At 77.3% G+C, this 16,435-nt stretch carries 12 protein-coding genes; 5 read left to right on the top strand and 7 right to left on the bottom strand.

The window, feature by feature from the left end; all coding sequences use genetic code 11:
• Window position 1: 1 nt before the first annotated feature.
• Window positions 2–1,309, top strand: a complete 1,308-nt coding sequence (locus tag ACFFKU_RS04980) for a trypsin-like peptidase domain-containing protein (RefSeq protein WP_380136174.1) — start codon at window positions 2–4, stop codon at window positions 1,307–1,309.
• A gap of 36 nt (window positions 1,310–1,345) precedes the next feature.
• Here the strand turns inward: ACFFKU_RS04980 and ACFFKU_RS04975 are convergent, their stop codons facing one another.
• Window positions 1,346–3,457, bottom strand: a complete 2,112-nt coding sequence (locus ACFFKU_RS04975; protein WP_380136173.1) for an ATP-dependent DNA helicase UvrD2 — start codon at window positions 3,455–3,457, stop codon at window positions 1,346–1,348.
• A gap of 161 nt (window positions 3,458–3,618) precedes the next feature.
• On the opposite strand from ACFFKU_RS04975, the gene ACFFKU_RS04970 reads away from it, so the two are divergent.
• Window positions 3,619–3,882: a mycoredoxin gene (locus ACFFKU_RS04970; RefSeq protein WP_380136172.1), complete on the top strand. Its 264-nt coding sequence runs from the start codon at window positions 3,619–3,621 to the stop codon at window positions 3,880–3,882.
• 89 nt (window positions 3,883–3,971) lie between these two features.
• Window positions 3,972–4,514 carry a nucleoside/nucleotide kinase family protein gene (locus ACFFKU_RS04965; protein ID WP_380136170.1) on the top strand — a complete coding sequence of 181 codons (543 nt, stop codon included), beginning with the start codon at window positions 3,972–3,974 and terminating at the stop codon, window positions 4,512–4,514.
• A gap of 43 nt (window positions 4,515–4,557) precedes the next feature.
• On the opposite strand, the gene nudC is transcribed toward ACFFKU_RS04965, so the two are convergent.
• Entirely contained in the window at window positions 4,558–5,589 is a 1,032-nt protein-coding gene (nudC, locus tag ACFFKU_RS04960) for an NAD(+) diphosphatase (protein WP_380136168.1), read from the bottom strand.
• A gap of 63 nt (window positions 5,590–5,652) precedes the next feature.
• Here nudC and ACFFKU_RS04955 point away from each other — a divergent pair, with 63 nt between their 5' ends.
• Window positions 5,653–6,597, top strand: coding sequence for a phosphotransferase (locus ACFFKU_RS04955; protein ID WP_380136166.1), 945 nt, complete (start codon window positions 5,653–5,655; stop codon window positions 6,595–6,597).
• Window positions 6,594–7,463, top strand: coding sequence for an endonuclease/exonuclease/phosphatase family protein (locus ACFFKU_RS04950; protein ID WP_380136165.1), 870 nt, complete (start codon window positions 6,594–6,596; stop codon window positions 7,461–7,463). Before ACFFKU_RS04955 ends, ACFFKU_RS04950 begins: the two co-directional genes overlap by 4 nt.
• Here ACFFKU_RS04950 and ACFFKU_RS04945 read toward each other — a convergent pair.
• From ACFFKU_RS04945 to ACFFKU_RS04925, 5 genes are read right to left on the bottom strand one after another with little or no spacing between them, the layout of a single operon-like run.
• Entirely contained in the window at window positions 7,423–10,803 is a 3,381-nt protein-coding gene (locus tag ACFFKU_RS04945; RefSeq protein ID WP_380136163.1) for an ATP-dependent helicase, read from the bottom strand. The genes ACFFKU_RS04950 and ACFFKU_RS04945 overlap by 41 nt on opposite strands.
• Window positions 10,800–14,183 carry a PD-(D/E)XK nuclease family protein gene (locus tag ACFFKU_RS04940; protein ID WP_380136161.1) on the bottom strand — a complete coding sequence of 1,128 codons (3,384 nt, stop codon included), beginning with the start codon at window positions 14,181–14,183 and terminating at the stop codon, window positions 10,800–10,802. The genes ACFFKU_RS04945 and ACFFKU_RS04940 overlap by 4 nt, the downstream gene beginning before the upstream one ends.
• A 48-nt stretch (window positions 14,184–14,231) precedes the next feature.
• Complete coding sequence (locus ACFFKU_RS04935) at window positions 14,232–15,125, bottom strand: methylenetetrahydrofolate reductase (protein ID WP_380136159.1); 894 nt, start codon at window positions 15,123–15,125, stop codon at window positions 14,232–14,234.
• Window positions 15,122–15,469: an MGMT family protein gene (locus ACFFKU_RS04930; RefSeq protein WP_380136158.1), complete on the bottom strand. Its 348-nt coding sequence runs from the start codon at window positions 15,467–15,469 to the stop codon at window positions 15,122–15,124. The genes ACFFKU_RS04935 and ACFFKU_RS04930 overlap by 4 nt, the downstream gene beginning before the upstream one ends.
• A gap of 1 nt (window position 15,470) precedes the next feature.
• A complete protein-coding gene (locus tag ACFFKU_RS04925; RefSeq protein WP_380136157.1) occupies window positions 15,471–16,283 on the bottom strand; it encodes a DUF3152 domain-containing protein in 813 nt (270 codons plus the stop codon).
• Window positions 16,284–16,435 lie beyond the last annotated feature (152 nt).

Raw genomic sequence — 16,435 nt, 5'->3', positions numbered from 1 at the left:
GATGCGCGCTCGACGGATCACCCGGGGCCCGGTGGCGGCTGCGGCCGGGTTGACCACGACCCTCGCACTGGTCCTGGCTCTGGTCCTGGGCGGTTGCTCCTTCCCGTTGCGCGAGAACGGGACATCGGCCTCGCCGACCCCGGCGACCCCGTCCGCCGAGACGCCGACCGAGGCGGCCACCGCGCCGGCCACGAGCAGTCCGAGCAGCAGCCCGGCACTGGCGGCGCCCACCGCCGGCTGGGACGGGTTGTTCGACGACGTGGGTTCCGGGGTGGTCCGGATCGACGCCCTCGGCTGCGACCCGGAGTTCGGCTACGTCGTCGGCGGCAACGGCAGCGGTCTGCTGCTGGAGCCGGGGCTGGTGCTCACCGTGGCCCACGTCGTGGAGGGGTCGGGGCGGCTGGCGGTCCGCAGCGGGTCCGACGCGGTCGCCGCCGAGGTGGTCGCCGTCGACCCCGCGAACGAGACGGCCCTGCTCGCCCTGTCCGAGGACCTCCCGGGGCACGTCTTCGACCTGGCCGCCGCACCGGCCGGGGTGGGGGCCGACGTCGCCGCCCTGGGCTACCCGGCGGGCCTGCCCCTGTCCCTGACCCGGGGCACCGTCAGCGGCCTGGACCGCCGGCTGGACCTGGGCGACCGGGAGCTGCGCGGGGTCGGGCAGATGGACGTCGCGATCACCCCCGGCAACAGCGGCGGGCCGGTGGTCGACGTGCACGGCGACGTCGTCGGGCTGGCCGAGGCCTCGTTCCGGGACGGGCAGAACGTCAACTACTACGTGCCCGCCGCCACGGCGCAGGACCTGCGGGACGAGCACGACGCGGGCACCGCCGCGACGCTGCCCGACCCGACCTGCGACGTCTCCGCCGCCTGGGACGGGGTCGAGGTGGACACCGGGCACCCGGACGCGGCGATGATCGCCACGACGTTCGACGGGTACGCGACCGCCGTCAACGACGGGGACTACGAGACGGCCTTCGCCCGCCTGGCCAGCCCGGCCCGGCAGCGGGCGGGCGGCCTGGAACGCTGGGCGGCCGGGCACGCCACCACGCTGCAGTACGCCCTGCGCCTGGAGGAGGTGTCGACGGTCGACGCGGTCACCGACCGCGCCGTGCTCTCCATGCTCTCCACGCAGGAGGCCGACGACGACGTCCCCGCCTGCCAGAGCTGGCGTCTGGAGTACACGCTCGTCCGGGACAGCGGCGACTGGCTCGTCGACCGGGTCCGCGCGCTGGACAATTCCCCGACGCGCTGCGACGCCGAGGAGGAGGCCCGCACCGCGGACGGGATCGACCCGGGACTGACCTCCTGAGGTGCCCGTCCACGACGTTCGCGGCCCCGGCGGCGGTCAGTCGGTGGCGAGCGTGGCGAGCAGGTCCTCGCCCCAGCGTTCGAGCTTGGCCGGGCCGACACCGGGCACCCGGGCCAGCGCCGCGAGGTCGTCGGGCATCGCCTCGGCCAGGGCCATCAGCGTCGCGTCGGTGAACACCGTGTAGGCGGGTTTCGCGATCTCCCGGGCCACGTCGGTGCGCCAGGTGCGCAGGCGTTCGAAGACCGCCTCGTCGTAGCCGGCCGGGCAGTCGTGGCAGCGCAGCAGCTTGCGTTCCGCACCCGTGCTGAGCGGCCGGGCGCACACCCGGCAGCGGGCCAGGGACGCGGCCGCCCGGGCCGGACGGGCGGTGGCGCGGGCCCCGCGACCGAGACCCTCGGCCTGGCCCCGTACGGCGTCGAGGAAGCGGGACGGACGGCGGGAACCGCGCCCGCCCGGGGTGCGCGACTCCCCCCAGGAGACGTGCACGCCCTCGCGGGCCCGGGTCACGCCGACGTAGAGCAGCCGGCGTTCCTCCTCGATGTCGTCGGCGGTCTCGGCGAACGAGATCGGCAGCAGCCCCTCGCTCACGCCGACCAGGTGCACGACGTCCCACTCCAGGCCCTTGGCGGCGTGCAGCGAGGCCAGCGTGACCCCGTCGACGGTCGGCGCGTGCTGGGCGTTGGCGCGCTCGTCGAGCTCGGCCACGAGGTCGCCGAGCCCGGATCCGGGCCGGGTTCCCGCCAGTTCGTCGGCCAGGATCACCAGCGCCTGCAACGACTCCCAGCGTTCCCGGGTCGCCCCGCCCGCCGTCGGCGGCTGCTGGGCCCACCCCGCGGTGACGAGGACCGCGCGGGCCTCCTCGCGCAGGTCGTGGTCGGGGTCCAGACCCCGCACGGCCCCGCGGAGCAGGACCATGGCCTCGCGCACCTCGCGGCGGGAGAAGAACCGTTCCCCGCCCCGCACGACGTAGCCGACGCCGGCGTCGGCCAGGGCGGACTCGAAGGCCTGCGACTGCCCGTTGGTCCGGAACAGCACCGCGACGTCCTTGGCCGACCGGCCGGCGGCGATCTCGGCGGCGATGCGGGCCGCGACCCCGGCCGCCTCGGCCACGTCGTCGGGGTAGGCGGTGAACGTGGGTTTCGGGCCGGAGGGGCGCTGCGCGACGAGTTCGAGCCGGGCCCGGGCGTGCTTCCCGGTGGCCTGGGAGAGCACGGCGTTGGCCATGGCCACGACCTCGGGCGTCGAGCGGTAGTCGCGGACGAGGCGGACCACGGTGGCGTCGGGGTGCCGGCGCGGGAAGTCCAGCAGGTGCTCGGGGGTGGCCCCGGCGAAGGAGTAGATGGTCTGGCTGGCGTCGCCCACGACGCAGAGGTCCCGGCGCGAGCCCAACCAGAGGTCGAGCAGCCGCTGCTGCAGGGGCGAGACGTCCTGGTACTCGTCGACGACGAAGTGCCGGTACTGCTCGCGCACCGTCGTCGCGACGTCGGGACGCTCCTCGAGGACCCCGGCCGTGAGCAGCAGGACGTCCTCGAAGTCGATGACCGCGCGGTCGATCTTCACGTCCTCGTAGGTGCGCAGCACCCGGGCCACCGTGGGCAGGTCCAGCCCACCCGGTTCGCCACGGCCGGCCGCCGCCGCGCGGGTCACGTAGTCGTCGGGGTCGACGAGCATGACCTTGCCCCACTCGACCTCGGCGGCGAGGTCACGGACCCGCGTCCGGTCGGCGGACAGGCGCAGCCGGTTGCAGGCGTCGGCCACGAGCGGGGCCTTGTGCTCGGCCAGGTTGGGCAGCGTCCCGCCGATCGTCTGCGGCCAGAAGAACTGCAGCTGGCGCAGCGCCGCCGCGTGGAAGGTCCGGGCCTGCACCCCGGCGACCCCGAGGTCGCGCAACCGGGTCCGCATCTCCCCCGCCGCCCGGGCGGTGAACGTCACGGCCAGCACCCGGTTGGGGACGTAGGCCCCGGAGTGCACGCCGTAGGCGATGCGGTGGGTGATGGCCCGGGTCTTGCCCGTCCCGGCCCCGGCGAGCACGCACACCGGGCCGTCGAGGGTGGTGGCGACCTGGCGCTGCTCGGGGTCGAGCCCCTCGAGGACGGCGTCGGCGGAGCCGGTGGCGGGGGCGGCGGGCGGGGAGGTCTGCGCAGTCATGACCGGGTCATCCTCGCAGCCCCGGCGCGGTGAGCGGGCGCCCCGACGCGCGGCTGTGCGCGGTCGACCCCGGGGCGGGAAGATGCCCGCGACCCCTCCGGTTGTCAGCTCGTGCAGCTCACGACCGGTGAGCACCCAGCGAGCACGAAGGAGCGACCCGCGTGTCCACGATCGAGGCCCCCGCGGCCGGCAGCGTGACCATGTTCACCACGACCTGGTGCGGGTACTGCCGCCGCCTGAAGTCGCAGATGGACCGGGAGGGCATCAGCTACTCCGAGGTCAACATCGAGGAGGTCCCCGACGCCGCGGAGTACGTGATGGAGGTCAACGGCGGCAACCAGACCGTGCCGACCCTGCTGTTCTCCGACGGCAGCGCGGCCACCAACCCGTCCCTGGCCGAGGTCAAGGCCCGGATCGGCGGCTGAGGCCGATCACCGCGCGCTACCGGCCCACCTCGCCGCCCGAGTTCGCGGCGAGGTGGGCCGCGTCGTTGCCGGCGGGGGCCCGGGTGGGGGTGGACGGAGCCGTCGACGCCGACACCGCCTTCCTCGCCGACCACCTGGAGGCGGCCCTGCGGGCCGAGCACCGACCCGTCCTGCGGGCGGGGTTCAGCGGGTTCTGGCGGCCGCGCTCGGTCCGGCTGGAGCACGGGCGCGACGACCCCGACGCCTTCTACGAGGCCTGGTGGGACGTGTCCGGCCTGTGGCGGGAGGTGCTGGACCCGCTGGGTCGCGACGCGGACCGGACCTGGGTCCCCTCGCTGCACGACCCGGTGACCGACCGCGCCTCCCGCGCCCCCCGGGAGGCGGTGCCCCCGAGCGCGGTGCTGCTGCTCACCGGGCCCTTCCTGCTGCGGCCGGAGCTGCGATGGGGCTTCGACGCCGTCGTGCACCTGTCCACCTCGCCCGCCGCGATCCGCCGTCGGGTGGCCCCCGAGGACGTGGAGCGCGTGCTGGGCGGCTGGGGGCGCTACCTCGACGAGGACGAGCCGCTCGTCGCGGCGACGGCCGTCCTGCGGTGCGAGGACCCGCGGCACCCGGCCGAACTCCTCGACTGAGGGCTGGGGGCTAAGGGCTGCGGGTGCGGGCGCCGGGCGCTCCTCACCAGGTGGCGCCCGACGGGACGGGCAGCGGACCCCCGAACCAGGCCTCGATCAGCCGCCGGGCGATGGAGACCTCCGGCGGGGGCAGCACCCGAGCGTCGGCGACCTCGGCGGCCAGCTCCTCCCGGCTGAACCACCGGGCAAGCGCGATCTCCTCCCCGTCGACCTTGATCTCGGTCGTCACCGCCCGGGCCACGAACCCGACCATCAACGAGGCCGGGAACGGCCAGGGCTGCGAACCGAGGTAGACGACGTCGTCGGGCGCCGAGCCCACGACGACCCCGGCCTCCTCCCACGCCTCGCGCCGCACGGTGTCCTCGAAGCACTCGCCGGGCTCGACGAACCCCGCCAGCACCGAGTAGCGGTTGGCGGGCCACACCGGCTGGTGCCCGAGCAGCAGACGGTCGGCCGGGTCGACGATCGCCATGATCACGGCCGCGTCGGTGCGGGGGAAGTGCTCCCTGCCGTCGGGCTCGACCTTCACCCACCCGCCGGAGGCGGGACGGAGCGGCTCCCCCGTGCGCGGGGAGAACCGCGTCACCGCGTGCCAGTTGCCCATGGCCAGGGCCTCGGTGAACAACCCGGCGTCGCGCGGGCCCAGGGCGGCCCCGACCTCGCGCAGTCCGCGCCACTCCTCGCCCCCGGCCGAGCCGTCGGCCACCTCGGGCTCGGCCGCGTCGGAGACGAAGGCGACGAAATCGGTCCCGTCGTGCGTGCCGAGGTACAGGACCAGGTCGTCCTCCCCGGGCGCGGCGATCTCCGCGGCCCCGGGCAGGACCAGCTCCAGCCCCCGCGGCGAGCTCAGCACCGGCGCCCGACCGGCGTGCACGCGCAGCACCCGGGTGGCCGGGTCGGCGAGCAGGTCGGCCACGGGCAGCGCCCGCCGGGTCCCCGCCCGGTCGAGGTCCTGCCGGGACAGGGCCAGCTCACCGAGGGGCGGGGACGGCAGCGCCACCCGGGCCGGGGCGTCGGCGGCGGCGCCGGGATCGGTGGTGGCGCGGGGGGTGGAGGCGGGCAGCGGTGCGGGCACCCGTCCAGCCTAGGAACCGCCGCGGTGGGCCGGGGCCGCGGGAGGGGCTCGGCGGAATACCGTATGGGCGTGTCGTCCCGAAGCCCCGCCGCCCTCGCCGCGCTCGCCACCGCCGCCGTCGGCGGCCTGCAGCCCGTCGCGACGGGCACCAGTGACGCCGACGGGGCCGACTTCGACGTCGCCGTCGTGCTCGACGCACAGGACGCCCGGTGGATCGTGCGGGCCCCGCGCCGCCCGGCGGCGGCCGCCCTGCTCGACGCCGAGGTCGAGCTGGTGCGGGCGCTGCACGGCCGACTGCCGTTCGCCGTCCCGGAACCCGCGGGCACCCACCTGCTGCCCGAGGGCGGGCACTGCTCGGTGCACCCGGACCTGCCCGGGACCCGTCTGGACCCCGCCGACCTGCGCCCCGGGCCGGGGCTGGCCGCCTCGCTCGGGCGGGGGCTGGCCGCCCTGCACCAGCTCGACGGTTCCGTCTTCGCCGAGGCCGGGGTCCCGGTGTACGACGCGGAGGAGTACCGCCGGCGGCGGCTCTCGGAGCTCGACCGCGCGGCCGCGACCGGGTACGTCCCGCCCCGGTTGCTGACCCGCTGGGAGGCCGCGATGGAGGACGTCGCGGTCTGGCGGTTCGCGGCGACGCCCGTGCACGGGGACCTCGTGGGCGACTACGTCCGCTGCTCGCGCGACGCCCCGGGCCGGCTGGACGGCAAGGTCACCGGGATCGACGGCTGGGTCAACGCCAAGGTCGCCGACCCTGCGGACGACTTCGCCTGGCTGGCCGTCGGGGCGGACCCGGAGGCGCTGGAGTCGGTGCTCGAGGCCTACGCCAACGCCCGCTCCGAGGCACCCGACCCCGACCTGCTCCTGCGGGCACGGTTGGCCGGCGAGCTCGCCCTGGCCCGCTGGCTGCTGCTGGGTCTGCGCACCGACGACGCCGACATCGTCGAGGACGCCCGGCGCATGCTGGACGACCTCGACTCCCACGCCGACGCGATGCCGTTGGAGTCGTGAAACTCCTCAGCCTGAACGCCGCCTCCGGGCGCGACATCCGCTCCGGGCGGATCGGGGCCGCCGGCAGCGCCGCCCTGGCCGCCGCGGTGGCCGAGGTGGTCGCCCGCGAGGACGTCGACGTGGTGGCGCTGCAGGAGATCGACCGTCACCTGCCCCGCTCGGGCGACCGGCACCAGGCGCACGACATCGCCGCGGCCCTGCGCGAGGCCACCGGCCGGGACTTCCACGCCCACTTCACGGCGGCCGTCCTCGGCACCCCCGGCACGTCGTCGGCGCGACCGGCCCCGCCGAGGCCCGCGGCCGGCCCCGCCGATCCCGAGCCCGGGGGGTACGGGATCGCGCTGCTCAGCGCGCTGCCGGTGCTCGACGTCCGCGAGCTCCTGATGGCGGCGAGCAGCCGCTCGATGCCGGCCCTGCTGGCCAACGAGGGCAGCCCGCACCGCCTGGTCACCATCCCCGACGAGCAGCGGGCGGCCGTCGTGGCCGTCCTGGACAGCGCCGCGGGACCGGTCACCGTCGTCGTCACGCACCTCTCCTTCGTGGTGCCCCGCTCCATCCGCCAGGCCCGCCGGCTGCGGGCCGAGCTGGCCGACCTCCCACGACCCCTCGTCCTGGCCGGGGACCTGAACCAGCCCCCCTTCCTGGTCCGACGGGTCCTGCCCTGGACGCCGCTGGCGCGGGGGGCGACGTTCCCCTCGCCCGCGCCCCGGATCCAGCTGGACCACGTCCTGCTGGACGCGCCCGACCTCGACGTCACCCTCCCCCCGGCGCAGATCCTGCGGGTGGGTGGCAGCGACCACCGGGGGTTGCTGGTCGAGGTGCCGCTCAGCCCGTCCCCGTCCCCGCCGCCTCGGGCAGGTCGGTGACCAGCCGCTCGAGGTCGGCCGCGGTGTGCAGGTCGACCGGCCGGACCGTCTCCCCCGTCGAGGCGTAGAAGAACGCGGCCGACACGTCCTCCAGGGGCACGCCGCGCCAGCGCGACCACGCCAGGCGGTAGACGGCCAGCTGCACGTCGCGAGCCCGCCGCGCCCGGCCGGTGGGGGGCCGCCCGGTCTTCCAGTCGACGACGTCATGGCGGACGCGCCCGTGCGGCCCGTCCGGCGCGGTGAAGACGGCGTCGATCCGGCCCCGCACGACGAGGCCGGCCACCGGCGTCTCGACCGACACCTCGACCATCAGCGGGTCCCGCGACGCCCACGGCGAGGCCAGGAAGTTCCGCTGCAGCGCAGCGAGTTCGTCGTCGTTCTCGGCCGTCTCGTCGGCCGCGCCCGGCAGGTCGTCGAGGTCCATGAGCCGTCCCGCCGTGAACCGCTGCTCCAGCCACGCGTGGAACGCGGTCCCCCGGCGGGTCGAGGCCCGGGGCTGCTGCGGCACCGGGCGGCGCAGCTGCAGGGCCAGCGCGGCCGGGTCCTCGGCCAGCGCCACCAGCCGCGACGCGGACAGGTGCGCGGGCAGCTCGACGCGGGGCGCGGACGCCCCGGCGGACCGCTCGGCCAGCAGCAACCGCACCTGCTCCCGCCACTCGGCGACCTCGGCCTCCGCCCCCTCGGGCAGTTCCCGACCCGCGCCCTCCGGCCCGGCGAGGACCGCCGCCCGGACCCGGGCCGCGCCCGCGTCGACGTCCTCGCGGCGGGCGGCCAGCGGGTCGACCGGCCAGGGCACCCGGACCGCCTCGGCGGTGCGCGGGTTGACCTCCCCCGCCTCCGGCGGCGGGGCACCGGGCAGCTGGACGAGGCCGGGGACGCGCCCCTCGTCGGCCGCGGCCAGCAGCTCGGTCAGGAACCGGGAGCGCACCCGCGGCTTGGTGGCGTCGTCCCACCAGGCCCCGGAGAGCAGCAGTTCGGTCTTGGCCCGGGTGAAGGCGACGTAGGCGAGGCGGCGCTCCTCGGCCATCTCGTGGTCACCGCAGGCCTCCCGGAAGCGGACGCGCGCCTCGTCGAGCTCCTTCTGCGTCCCGGCCCCGACCACGTCCCACTGCGGCAGGTGGGCGCCGTCCCCCCGCAGCGGGTAGGGCAGCACGCCGATGCCGCCCGGTCCGCCCAGCCAGCCCGACGCGGTGTCCCCGCCGGCCGGGAAAGTCCCCTCCACCAGCCCGGGGACGGCGACGACGTCCCACTCCAGACCCTTGCTCGCGTGGACGGTGAGCAGCTGCACGGCCTCGCTGGAGACGTCGGCCGCGCCCGGCTCCAGCCCGCGCTCACGGACCTCGGCCGCCTCCAGCCAGGACAGGAACCCGCCCAGGGTGGGCCGGCGGGAGGAGGCGGCGAACCCGGCGGCCGCGTCGGCGAGGGCGTCGAGGTTGGCCCGGTCGAGGGCGGGGCGGGCGCCGGGCCGGGCGGCCACCTCGATGTCGAGCAGCAGCGCCCGTTCGACCTCCCCGACCAGGTCGGCGACCCCGAGGGAGCTCGTGCGCGACCGCAACCGGCGCAGCAGCTGAGCCAGCCGGCCCGCCCGCTCCCGGGCCTCGGGGCCCAGCCCGAGCCCCTCGGCGTCGCGCCACCCGGGCGGGGGCAGCTCGTCCAGCGCCTCGACCAGGCTGACCGACTCGACCTCGTCGGGGGCGACGACCAGGTCGTCGGGGGCGGGGTCGACCAGCGTCGGGGCCAGCCGCCGCCGGTGCACGGCGCGCGCCCACGACCCCAGGGCCACGAGGTCGCGGGCGCCCAGCCGGCACCGGGCCCCGGTCAGCAGCCGGGCGAGCTGGTCACCGCGGCCCGGGTCGTGCAGGACGTGCAGCGTCGCGACGACGTCGACCACCTCGGGGGTGGAGAGCAGGCCGCCGAGCCCCACGACCTGGACCGGCAACCCGGCCTCGCGCAGCGCGCGGTGCAGCACCACGAAGGAGCTGCGGCGCCGGCAGAGCACCGCCGCGGTCCGTCGCGTCGCGGCCGGGTCGAGCGCCAGCCGGGCGGTGTCGGCCCGCCACACCTCGGCGATGCGGGCCGCGACCTCGGCGGCCTCCTCCTCGACCGTCGCGGCGAAGGAGGTGCGCACCCGGCCGGGACCGGCCCCGGGACGGGCGACCAACCGCCCGACGGTGGCCCCCTCGGCCCGGGCGCTCAACGGCTCGGCCACGACGTTGGCCGCGGCCAGCACCGCCTCGTCGTTGCGCCAGCTCGTGGCCAGCGGCGCCACGGCCGCGGGCGTGTCGTCGACGCGGCGGAACCGCGCCGGGAACCCGGCCAGGTTGCCCGCGCTGGCCCCCCGCCAGCCGTAGATGGACTGGTGCGGGTCCCCCACCGCGGTGACCGGGTGCCCGCCGCCAAACAGGGCCCGCAGCAGCGCCAGCTGGGCGTAGCTCGTGTCCTGGTACTCGTCGAGGAGCACGACGCGGTGCCGGGACCGCTCGAGGGCCCCGACCGCCGGGACCTCGCGGGCCAGCCGGGCGGCCAGCTGGACCTGGTCGCCGAAGTCGAGCTGGTCGGCCTCCCGCTTGCGCGCGCCGTACTCGGCGAGCAGCGGCAGCAGGGACCGGCGGGCCCGCAGACCCGTGAGCACCTTCTTGACCTCGGCGTACGGGTCGCCGGGGACGTGCGCCCCGAGCTTGCGGACCGCCTTGTCGTCGCGGGGCAACCGGGTGATGCGGCCGGTCAGGTCGGTGACGAGGTCGTCGATCCGGGCCGGGTCGGTGAGGTGCTCCGCGCACTCCCCGGCCGCCTGCAGGATCGCGGTGGCCAGCGTCCCCGCGGTGATCTCGACGTCGGGGAGGTCCCCCCGCCAGCGTTCGACGATCTCGGTGGCGAGCTGCCAGGACCCGGCGTCGGAGAGCACGGTCGAGGCCGGTTCGACCCCGATCCGCAGCCCGTGGTCGGTCACCAGGGAGGCCGCGTAGGCGTGGTAGGTCGAGACGACCGGGTCGCCCTCGCCGATCCCGGCCTCCTGGCCGGGACCGGCCTCGTCACCGGGGCCGGCCAGGCCCAGCGCGCGCAGGCCGCGCAACCGGCGCCGGACCCGCTCGGCGAGCTCTCCGGCGGCCTTGCGGGTGAAGGTCAGGCCGAGCACGTCCTCGGGGGCGACGAGCTGGTTCGCGACCAGCCACACCACCCGCGAGGACATGGTCTCGGTCTTGCCCGACCCGGCCCCCGCGACCACGAGCATCGGCTCGACGGGCGCCTCGATGATGCGGACCTGCTCCGGCGTCGGGGCGGGGCGCCCCAGCCGGGCGGCGATCTCGGTGGCCCCGATCCAGGGGCCGGAGCCGCTCACGCCGGCCCTCCCTCGTCGGCGGTCCCGTCCGCGCACACGCTGCGCCCGGCGTCGTGGGCGGGGCAGCTGGTGACGACCGGGCAGTAGCCGCAGTGCTTGCCGACGACCGCCTCGAACTCCGCCGCGGCCATGCCGTCGGCCGCGCGGGCCAGCAGCTCGGCCGCCCAGCCCGGCTCCTCGTCGTCGGCCGGTGGCGGCTGCCGCTGCACCTTCACCGACTTCTGCGACCCGCCCAGCTGCACGAGGGCCGCGCCGCCCGTGACCCGCGGGCCCGTCCCGTCCGGGCCCGCGAACCCCCCGTGCTCGGCGGCGACCTGGTACACCCCCAGCTGCGCGGTGCGGGCGAGGTCGGCGTCCTTGGGCGGGGTCTTGCCGGTCTTGAGGTCGACGACGACCGCCCGCCCCAGGGCGTCCACCTCGAGCCGGTCCACCCGCCCCCGGACCCGGGCCCGGCCGACGACGACGTCGACGGCCTGCTCGACCGCGGACAGGGTCCGGCCCTCGGCCCGGCTCTCGCGCTCGTACTCGGCCAGCTTGTCCAGCATGCGCTCGGCCCGTTGCCGCTCGCGGTCGGCCACCCAGCCCGCGGGCAGGCCGAGGCTCGGCCAGAGCCGGTCGAGACGGGCGCGCAGCTCGTGCGCCCCGGCCCCGGGCAGCTCGGCCGCGATCTGGTGGACGAGGTTGCCGAGCGACTGCTTGGCGCTGTCCCCCGGTCGGGCCCCCGCCGTGTCCAGCAGCCAGCGCAGCCCGCAGCGTTCGAAGCTCTCCACCCGGGACGGGGAGACGCTGACCAGCTCCCCCGGTGCGCGCAGCGGGTCCGCGCTGCTCGGCGCGGGCACACCGAACCAGTCGAGGGGGTCCGCACCGGGCACCCCGGCCGCGGCCAACCGGGCCAGCTCGCGGGCCGCCGCCTCCTGCCGCGCTGCGGTCTCCGCCCCGGCCGGGGCGCAGACGACCTGGCGCAGACGGGCGACCAGAGCCCCCAGACCGACGCTGCGGGGGACGGGGACGGTGGGCCGCTCCTCGTCCTCGGCGGCGCCGCGCGGGTCGACCAGGTCCAGCAGGGCCGAGGGCCGCTCGTCCTCGTCGCGGACCGCGGTTACCACGAGCTCGCGGCGGGCCCGGGAGACGGCCACGTGGAAGTAGCGCAGCTCGTCGTCGAGCACCGCCCGCCGGGCCGCCCGCAGCCGCACCTCGGCGGTCTCCTCGTGGCGCCCCTCCAGGACGTCCACGAGGTCGACGGCGCCGAGCAGGGAGCCCCGCAGGCGCAGGTCGGGCCACACCCCCTCCTGCACCCCGGCGACCACCACGACGTCCCACTCCCGACCGGCCGCGCCCTGCGGGGTGGTCAGGGTGACCGCGCCGGTGTCGGGGGCCCGGTCGGCCAGCGTGTCCGAGGGGACCTCGGCCGAGGTCATCTCCCGGTGGAAGCGGAGCGCGCCGGCGGGTCCCGGGAACCGGTCGGTGAACCGCCCGGCCGCCTCGAAGAGGGCGAGCACGGCGTCGAGGTCCCGGTCGGCGCGGGCGCCCTCGGACCCACCCGCGAGCGCCGCGCGCTGCCAGCGCGGTCCCAGACCGGAGGCGGCCCACAGCGCCCAGAGGACCGCCTCGGCCGAGTCCTCCGAGGTCTCGGCCAGGGCGGCCCGTCCGGCGTCCAGCACGGCCCGGACGCGTCGGGCGGGGGCGAGCGGGTCGGCGGCCGGACCGGGCACCTCGTCGGGGGCGGCCAGCCGGGCCACGTCCGGGTCGCCCCCCGCCGGGTCGGCGACCAGGCAGCGGGCCAGGACCTCGTCGCTGCTGCGCCCACCGCCCGCGGCGAGCTCTGCGCGGCGCAGCTCCTGGCGCAGCCGGCGGAGGGCGACGACGTCGGCCCCGCCCAGGGGCGAGGTGACGAGGTCGCGGGCCCGGTCCGGGCTCATCCCCTCCGTCTCCCCCGGGCCCGACCCGCCCGCACCGGTCACGGCCAGCACGACCCCGAGCGCCCCGAGCAGCGGCGCGACGGCCGGCTCGTCGCGCAGCGGAACCTCGGCCAGGGGCACGTTCAGCGGGACGCCCGCCGCGGGCAGGGCCCGCCGCAACGCCGCGGTCGCGCCCGCCGACCGCACGACGATCGCCATCTCCGACCAGGGCACCCCGTCCAGCAGGTGGCGCCGGCGCAACCGCTGCGCGATCCAGGCCGCCTCCTGGGTCACCGAGGCGAGGACGACCACGTCGACCCCGGCGGCGGTGGAGGAGCCGGGGGCGGTGGGGACCGCCGGCACCGCCCGCCGGCGGGCGACCCCGCCCAGGGCCCCGATGCGCCCCGCCACCCGGGTCGAGACGGCCCGCAGCGGCTCCGGCTGCCGCCAGGAGGTCCCGAGCACGACCTCCTCGGCCGGTCCGCCCCCGGGCCGGGGGAAGGCGGCCGCCAACCCGGCCGCGGTCGCGGCGTCGGCCCCCCGGAAGCCCTGGGTCACCGAGTCCGGGTCGCTGGTCAGGAGCAGGTCACGACCACCGGCCACGACCTGCAGCAGCTCGACCCCCGCCGCGGGCAGCTCGTGGGCGTCGTCGACGACGACCAGGGCGAAGCGCGCCCGTTCCGCGGACAGCAGCTCCGGGTCCTCACGCAGGGCCTCGACCGCCGTCCGGACGACCCCCGCCGGGTCGTAGGCGTCGGCGGCCCGACCGAGGAGGTTCACCTGCTGGTACTCGCGCAGCAGCTCCGCGGCCGCGACCCACTCGGGACGGCCGTGCCGACGACCGAGCTCGGCGAGCGCCGGGGGCTCCAGACCCCGCTCGACGGCCCGCATCAGGAGGTCGCGGGCCTCGTTGCGGAAACTGCGCAGCACCCAGGACGCCCGCGGCACCGAGGGGGGCCACGGCGGTGCGTGCAGGACCCGTCCCAGCAGCTCCAGCAGGTCGTCCGGGCCGTCGTCGGGCTCCGCGTCGGCGGCCTCGGCGTGGGCGGCCAGCAGCTCGGCCAGGATCGAGTCCTGCTCGGCGCCGGAGATCAGCCGCGGCGGGGGCAGCTCGTCGCGCACGTGCACGCGGCGCAGCACCTCGAAGGCGTAGGACTGCACGGTCCGGGCGGCCGGGCGACCCGTGGTCCGGGCCAGGCGCGCGGACAACGCGTCCCGCAGCGCGTCCGCGGCCAGCCGGGTCGGGGCCAGGGCCAGGACGGCGTCGGGGTCCAGGCCGGCGTCGACGCGGGCCGCGACCAGCTCGCGCAGCACCAGGCTCCGCCCCGTGCCGGGGGCCCCGAGGACGACGACGGGTCCGCTGCCCGCGGGCCGCCCGACCACCCTCCGCTGGTCGGCGTCGAGGGTCCACGCGGGCCGGCCCCGGCGCGGGGCCCGCAGCAGGCGCGGGGCGGGGAGGGTGTCGATCGGCACGTCGGACATGCCACCACACGCCTCCGACACGAGAGGTGGCCGCCGGTCCGGGTCGTCTCAGCCCGCCAGCCCGAGCTCCTCGACCAGGCGCACCGCCGTCCGCGACGCGTTCAGCGTGTAGAGGTGCAGCACCTCCACGCCCTCGTCCAGCAGGCGCCGACCGCTCTCCAGGGCGATCTGCACGCCCTCCTCGCGGAAGGCGTCGCGGTCGTCGATCAACCCCGCCAGACGCTCCCGCAACCAGGCCGGGTGCTGCCCGCCGGTCAGCCGGTCGCTCACCTCCAGCACGGTGGGGCTGGTCAGCGGCAGCAGGCCCGGCAGGACCGGGACGTCGCCCCGGCCCGCCGCCACCACCCGGTCGCGCAGCCGGAGGAACTCCTCGACGTCGAAGGTGAGCTGGGCGATGGCGAAGTCGGCCCCGGCCCGCAGCTTGGCGAGGAGGTGGCGGGTGTCGGTGTCCAGGTCCGGGGACTCGGGGTGCCCGGCCGGGAAGGCCGCCACCCCGACGCTGCGCATGCCCTCGGCCCGGGCCAGCGCCACCAGCTCGTCGGCGTGCTCGAGGCCCTCGGGGTGCGCCTCCCAGGGCGCCCCGGGATCCCCGTCGGGGTCGCCGCGCAGGGCCAGCACCTCCCGGACCCCGGCCCGGGCCAGCGCCCGCAGGACCTCGCGCAGCTCCGCCGTCGACTGCCCGACCGCGGTGAGGTGCGCCAGGGGCAGCACGTCGGTCTCCCGGTGCAACCGCCCGGCCAGCTCCACGGTTCCGTCCCGGCTGCCCCCGCCGGCCCCGTAGGTGACCGAGGCGAAGACCGGCCGGAGTTCCTGCAACCGTTGCACCGCAGCCCATTGCCGCCGGGCCGTGGCCTCGTCGTGGGCGGGTGAGAACTCCACCGAGAACCGCTGTCGGGCCTCGCGCAACCGGGCGCCGAGCCCGGCGTCGTCCCCGGGGGTCACGGCCCCTCCCAGCGGGCCCGGGCCAGGTCGACCCGGACCGCGACGGGGTCGGCGTCGTCGCGACGCAGCGCGACCCCCTCGACCCGCCAGTGCTCGACGGCCACGGCGGCCAGGCCCGGGGCCGCGCTCCCGTCGGCCCGCAGCACGCGCCACCAGGGCGAACCGGACCCGAAGCGGCGCAGCACGTTGCCGACGAAGCGCGGACCCCGGTCCCCGAGCAGCTCCCCGACGTCGCCGTAGGTGAGCACCCGGCCCGGCGGGATCGCCTCGACGACGTCGAGCACGTCCTCGACCCGCTCCGGCAGGCGCGGCGGGTCGGGGGCGGCGGAGGTGGCACCGGGCATCTCAGGCGTCCGGGAAGGGCCACGGATTGGGCAGCGCACCCTTCAACCCCTTCGTCTGCTGCATCATCACGGGCGCGCGGCGGCCGACCCCGGGGGACGGTTCGTGCCCGTGCCCGAGCAGGTGCCCCACCTCGTGGTTCACGACGTACTGCCGGTACCCGGTGCGGTCGTCGCCGTAGTCCGGGTGCGCCAGCACCCACCGGTGCAGGGTCAGGACCGCCGCGTCCCCCTGTCGGCAGGAGAGCGTGCCCAGGGTCCGCAGGGGGCGGCAGAGCGCCGCCGAGGTGTCCGGGCTGGCCAGCACGAGGCGGAACTCGGCGTCCGCCGCATCGGTCCGGGCGAAGCTCATGGTCCCGCCGGCCCCCCAGCCGCGTCGGTCGTTGAGGACCGCGAGCGCGAAGTCGGCGAAGGCGACGCCGTCGACGAGTTCGGCGTCGAGCAGTCCCCGCTCGACCTGCACGCGCAGCGTGCGCACCCGGGCCGAGGCGGGGGCCGGGGCCGAACCCGGGACAGTGACGAGCTCGCCCCCGGCGAGGCTCGGCACCTCCGCCGAGCGCAGGCCCGCGGCGACGTCGGCCTCGGTGAGCCCGGGAGGCAGGGCGGAGGTCGGCGCGGGGGTCGGCGCGGGGGTCGGGGACGCGACCGGCGCCGTGGTCGTCGTCGCGGTGGACGCCGGGGCCGAGGACGTCACGAGCGGGGAGGGGTCGCCGGAGACCGGGGGCGGGGCCCCCTCGGTGCACCCGGGCAGCCCGGCCAGGGCCCCCAGCCCCAGCAGGAGGGACCGGCGCCGCACGGAGGGGCTCGGGGGGCGCATGGCCCCACCCTGCCACCCGGGGGTGGTGCCTGCGGGCGGGGACCGGACGAACGGTTAGTGTTCGAGGCGGGTCGCACCGACCGGTGCACCCGACCCGAGCCGTCGGCGACACGACGTCGCGCGACCGGACACGCAGCCCCTGGAGGTCACTG

This window comes from Kineococcus gynurae (genome assembly GCF_042433995.1).
Taxonomy (GTDB): domain Bacteria; phylum Actinomycetota; class Actinomycetes; order Actinomycetales; family Kineococcaceae; genus Kineococcus; species Kineococcus gynurae.
The sequence above is the reverse complement of the archived record's forward strand: the minus strand, read 5'-3'. Positions and strand labels throughout refer to the sequence as shown.

Excerpts from the sequence above, each read along its gene's own strand:
- ACFFKU_RS04955 (WP_380136166.1), top strand. The coding sequence starts at position 5,653 with ATGGGCGTGTCGTCCCGAAGCCCCGCCGCCCTCGCCGCGCTCGCCACC.
- ACFFKU_RS04925 (WP_380136157.1), bottom strand. The coding sequence starts at position 16,283 with ATGCGCCCCCCGAGCCCCTCCGTGCGGCGCCGGTCCCTCCTGCTGGGG.
- ACFFKU_RS04930 (WP_380136158.1), bottom strand. The coding sequence starts at position 15,469 with ATGCCCGGTGCCACCTCCGCCGCCCCCGACCCGCCGCGCCTGCCGGAG.
- ACFFKU_RS04975 (WP_380136173.1), bottom strand. The coding sequence starts at position 3,457 with ATGACTGCGCAGACCTCCCCGCCCGCCGCCCCCGCCACCGGCTCCGCC.
- ACFFKU_RS04940 (WP_380136161.1), bottom strand. The coding sequence starts at position 14,183 with ATGTCCGACGTGCCGATCGACACCCTCCCCGCCCCGCGCCTGCTGCGG.
- ACFFKU_RS04980 (WP_380136174.1), top strand. The coding sequence starts at position 2 with ATGCGCGCTCGACGGATCACCCGGGGCCCGGTGGCGGCTGCGGCCGGG.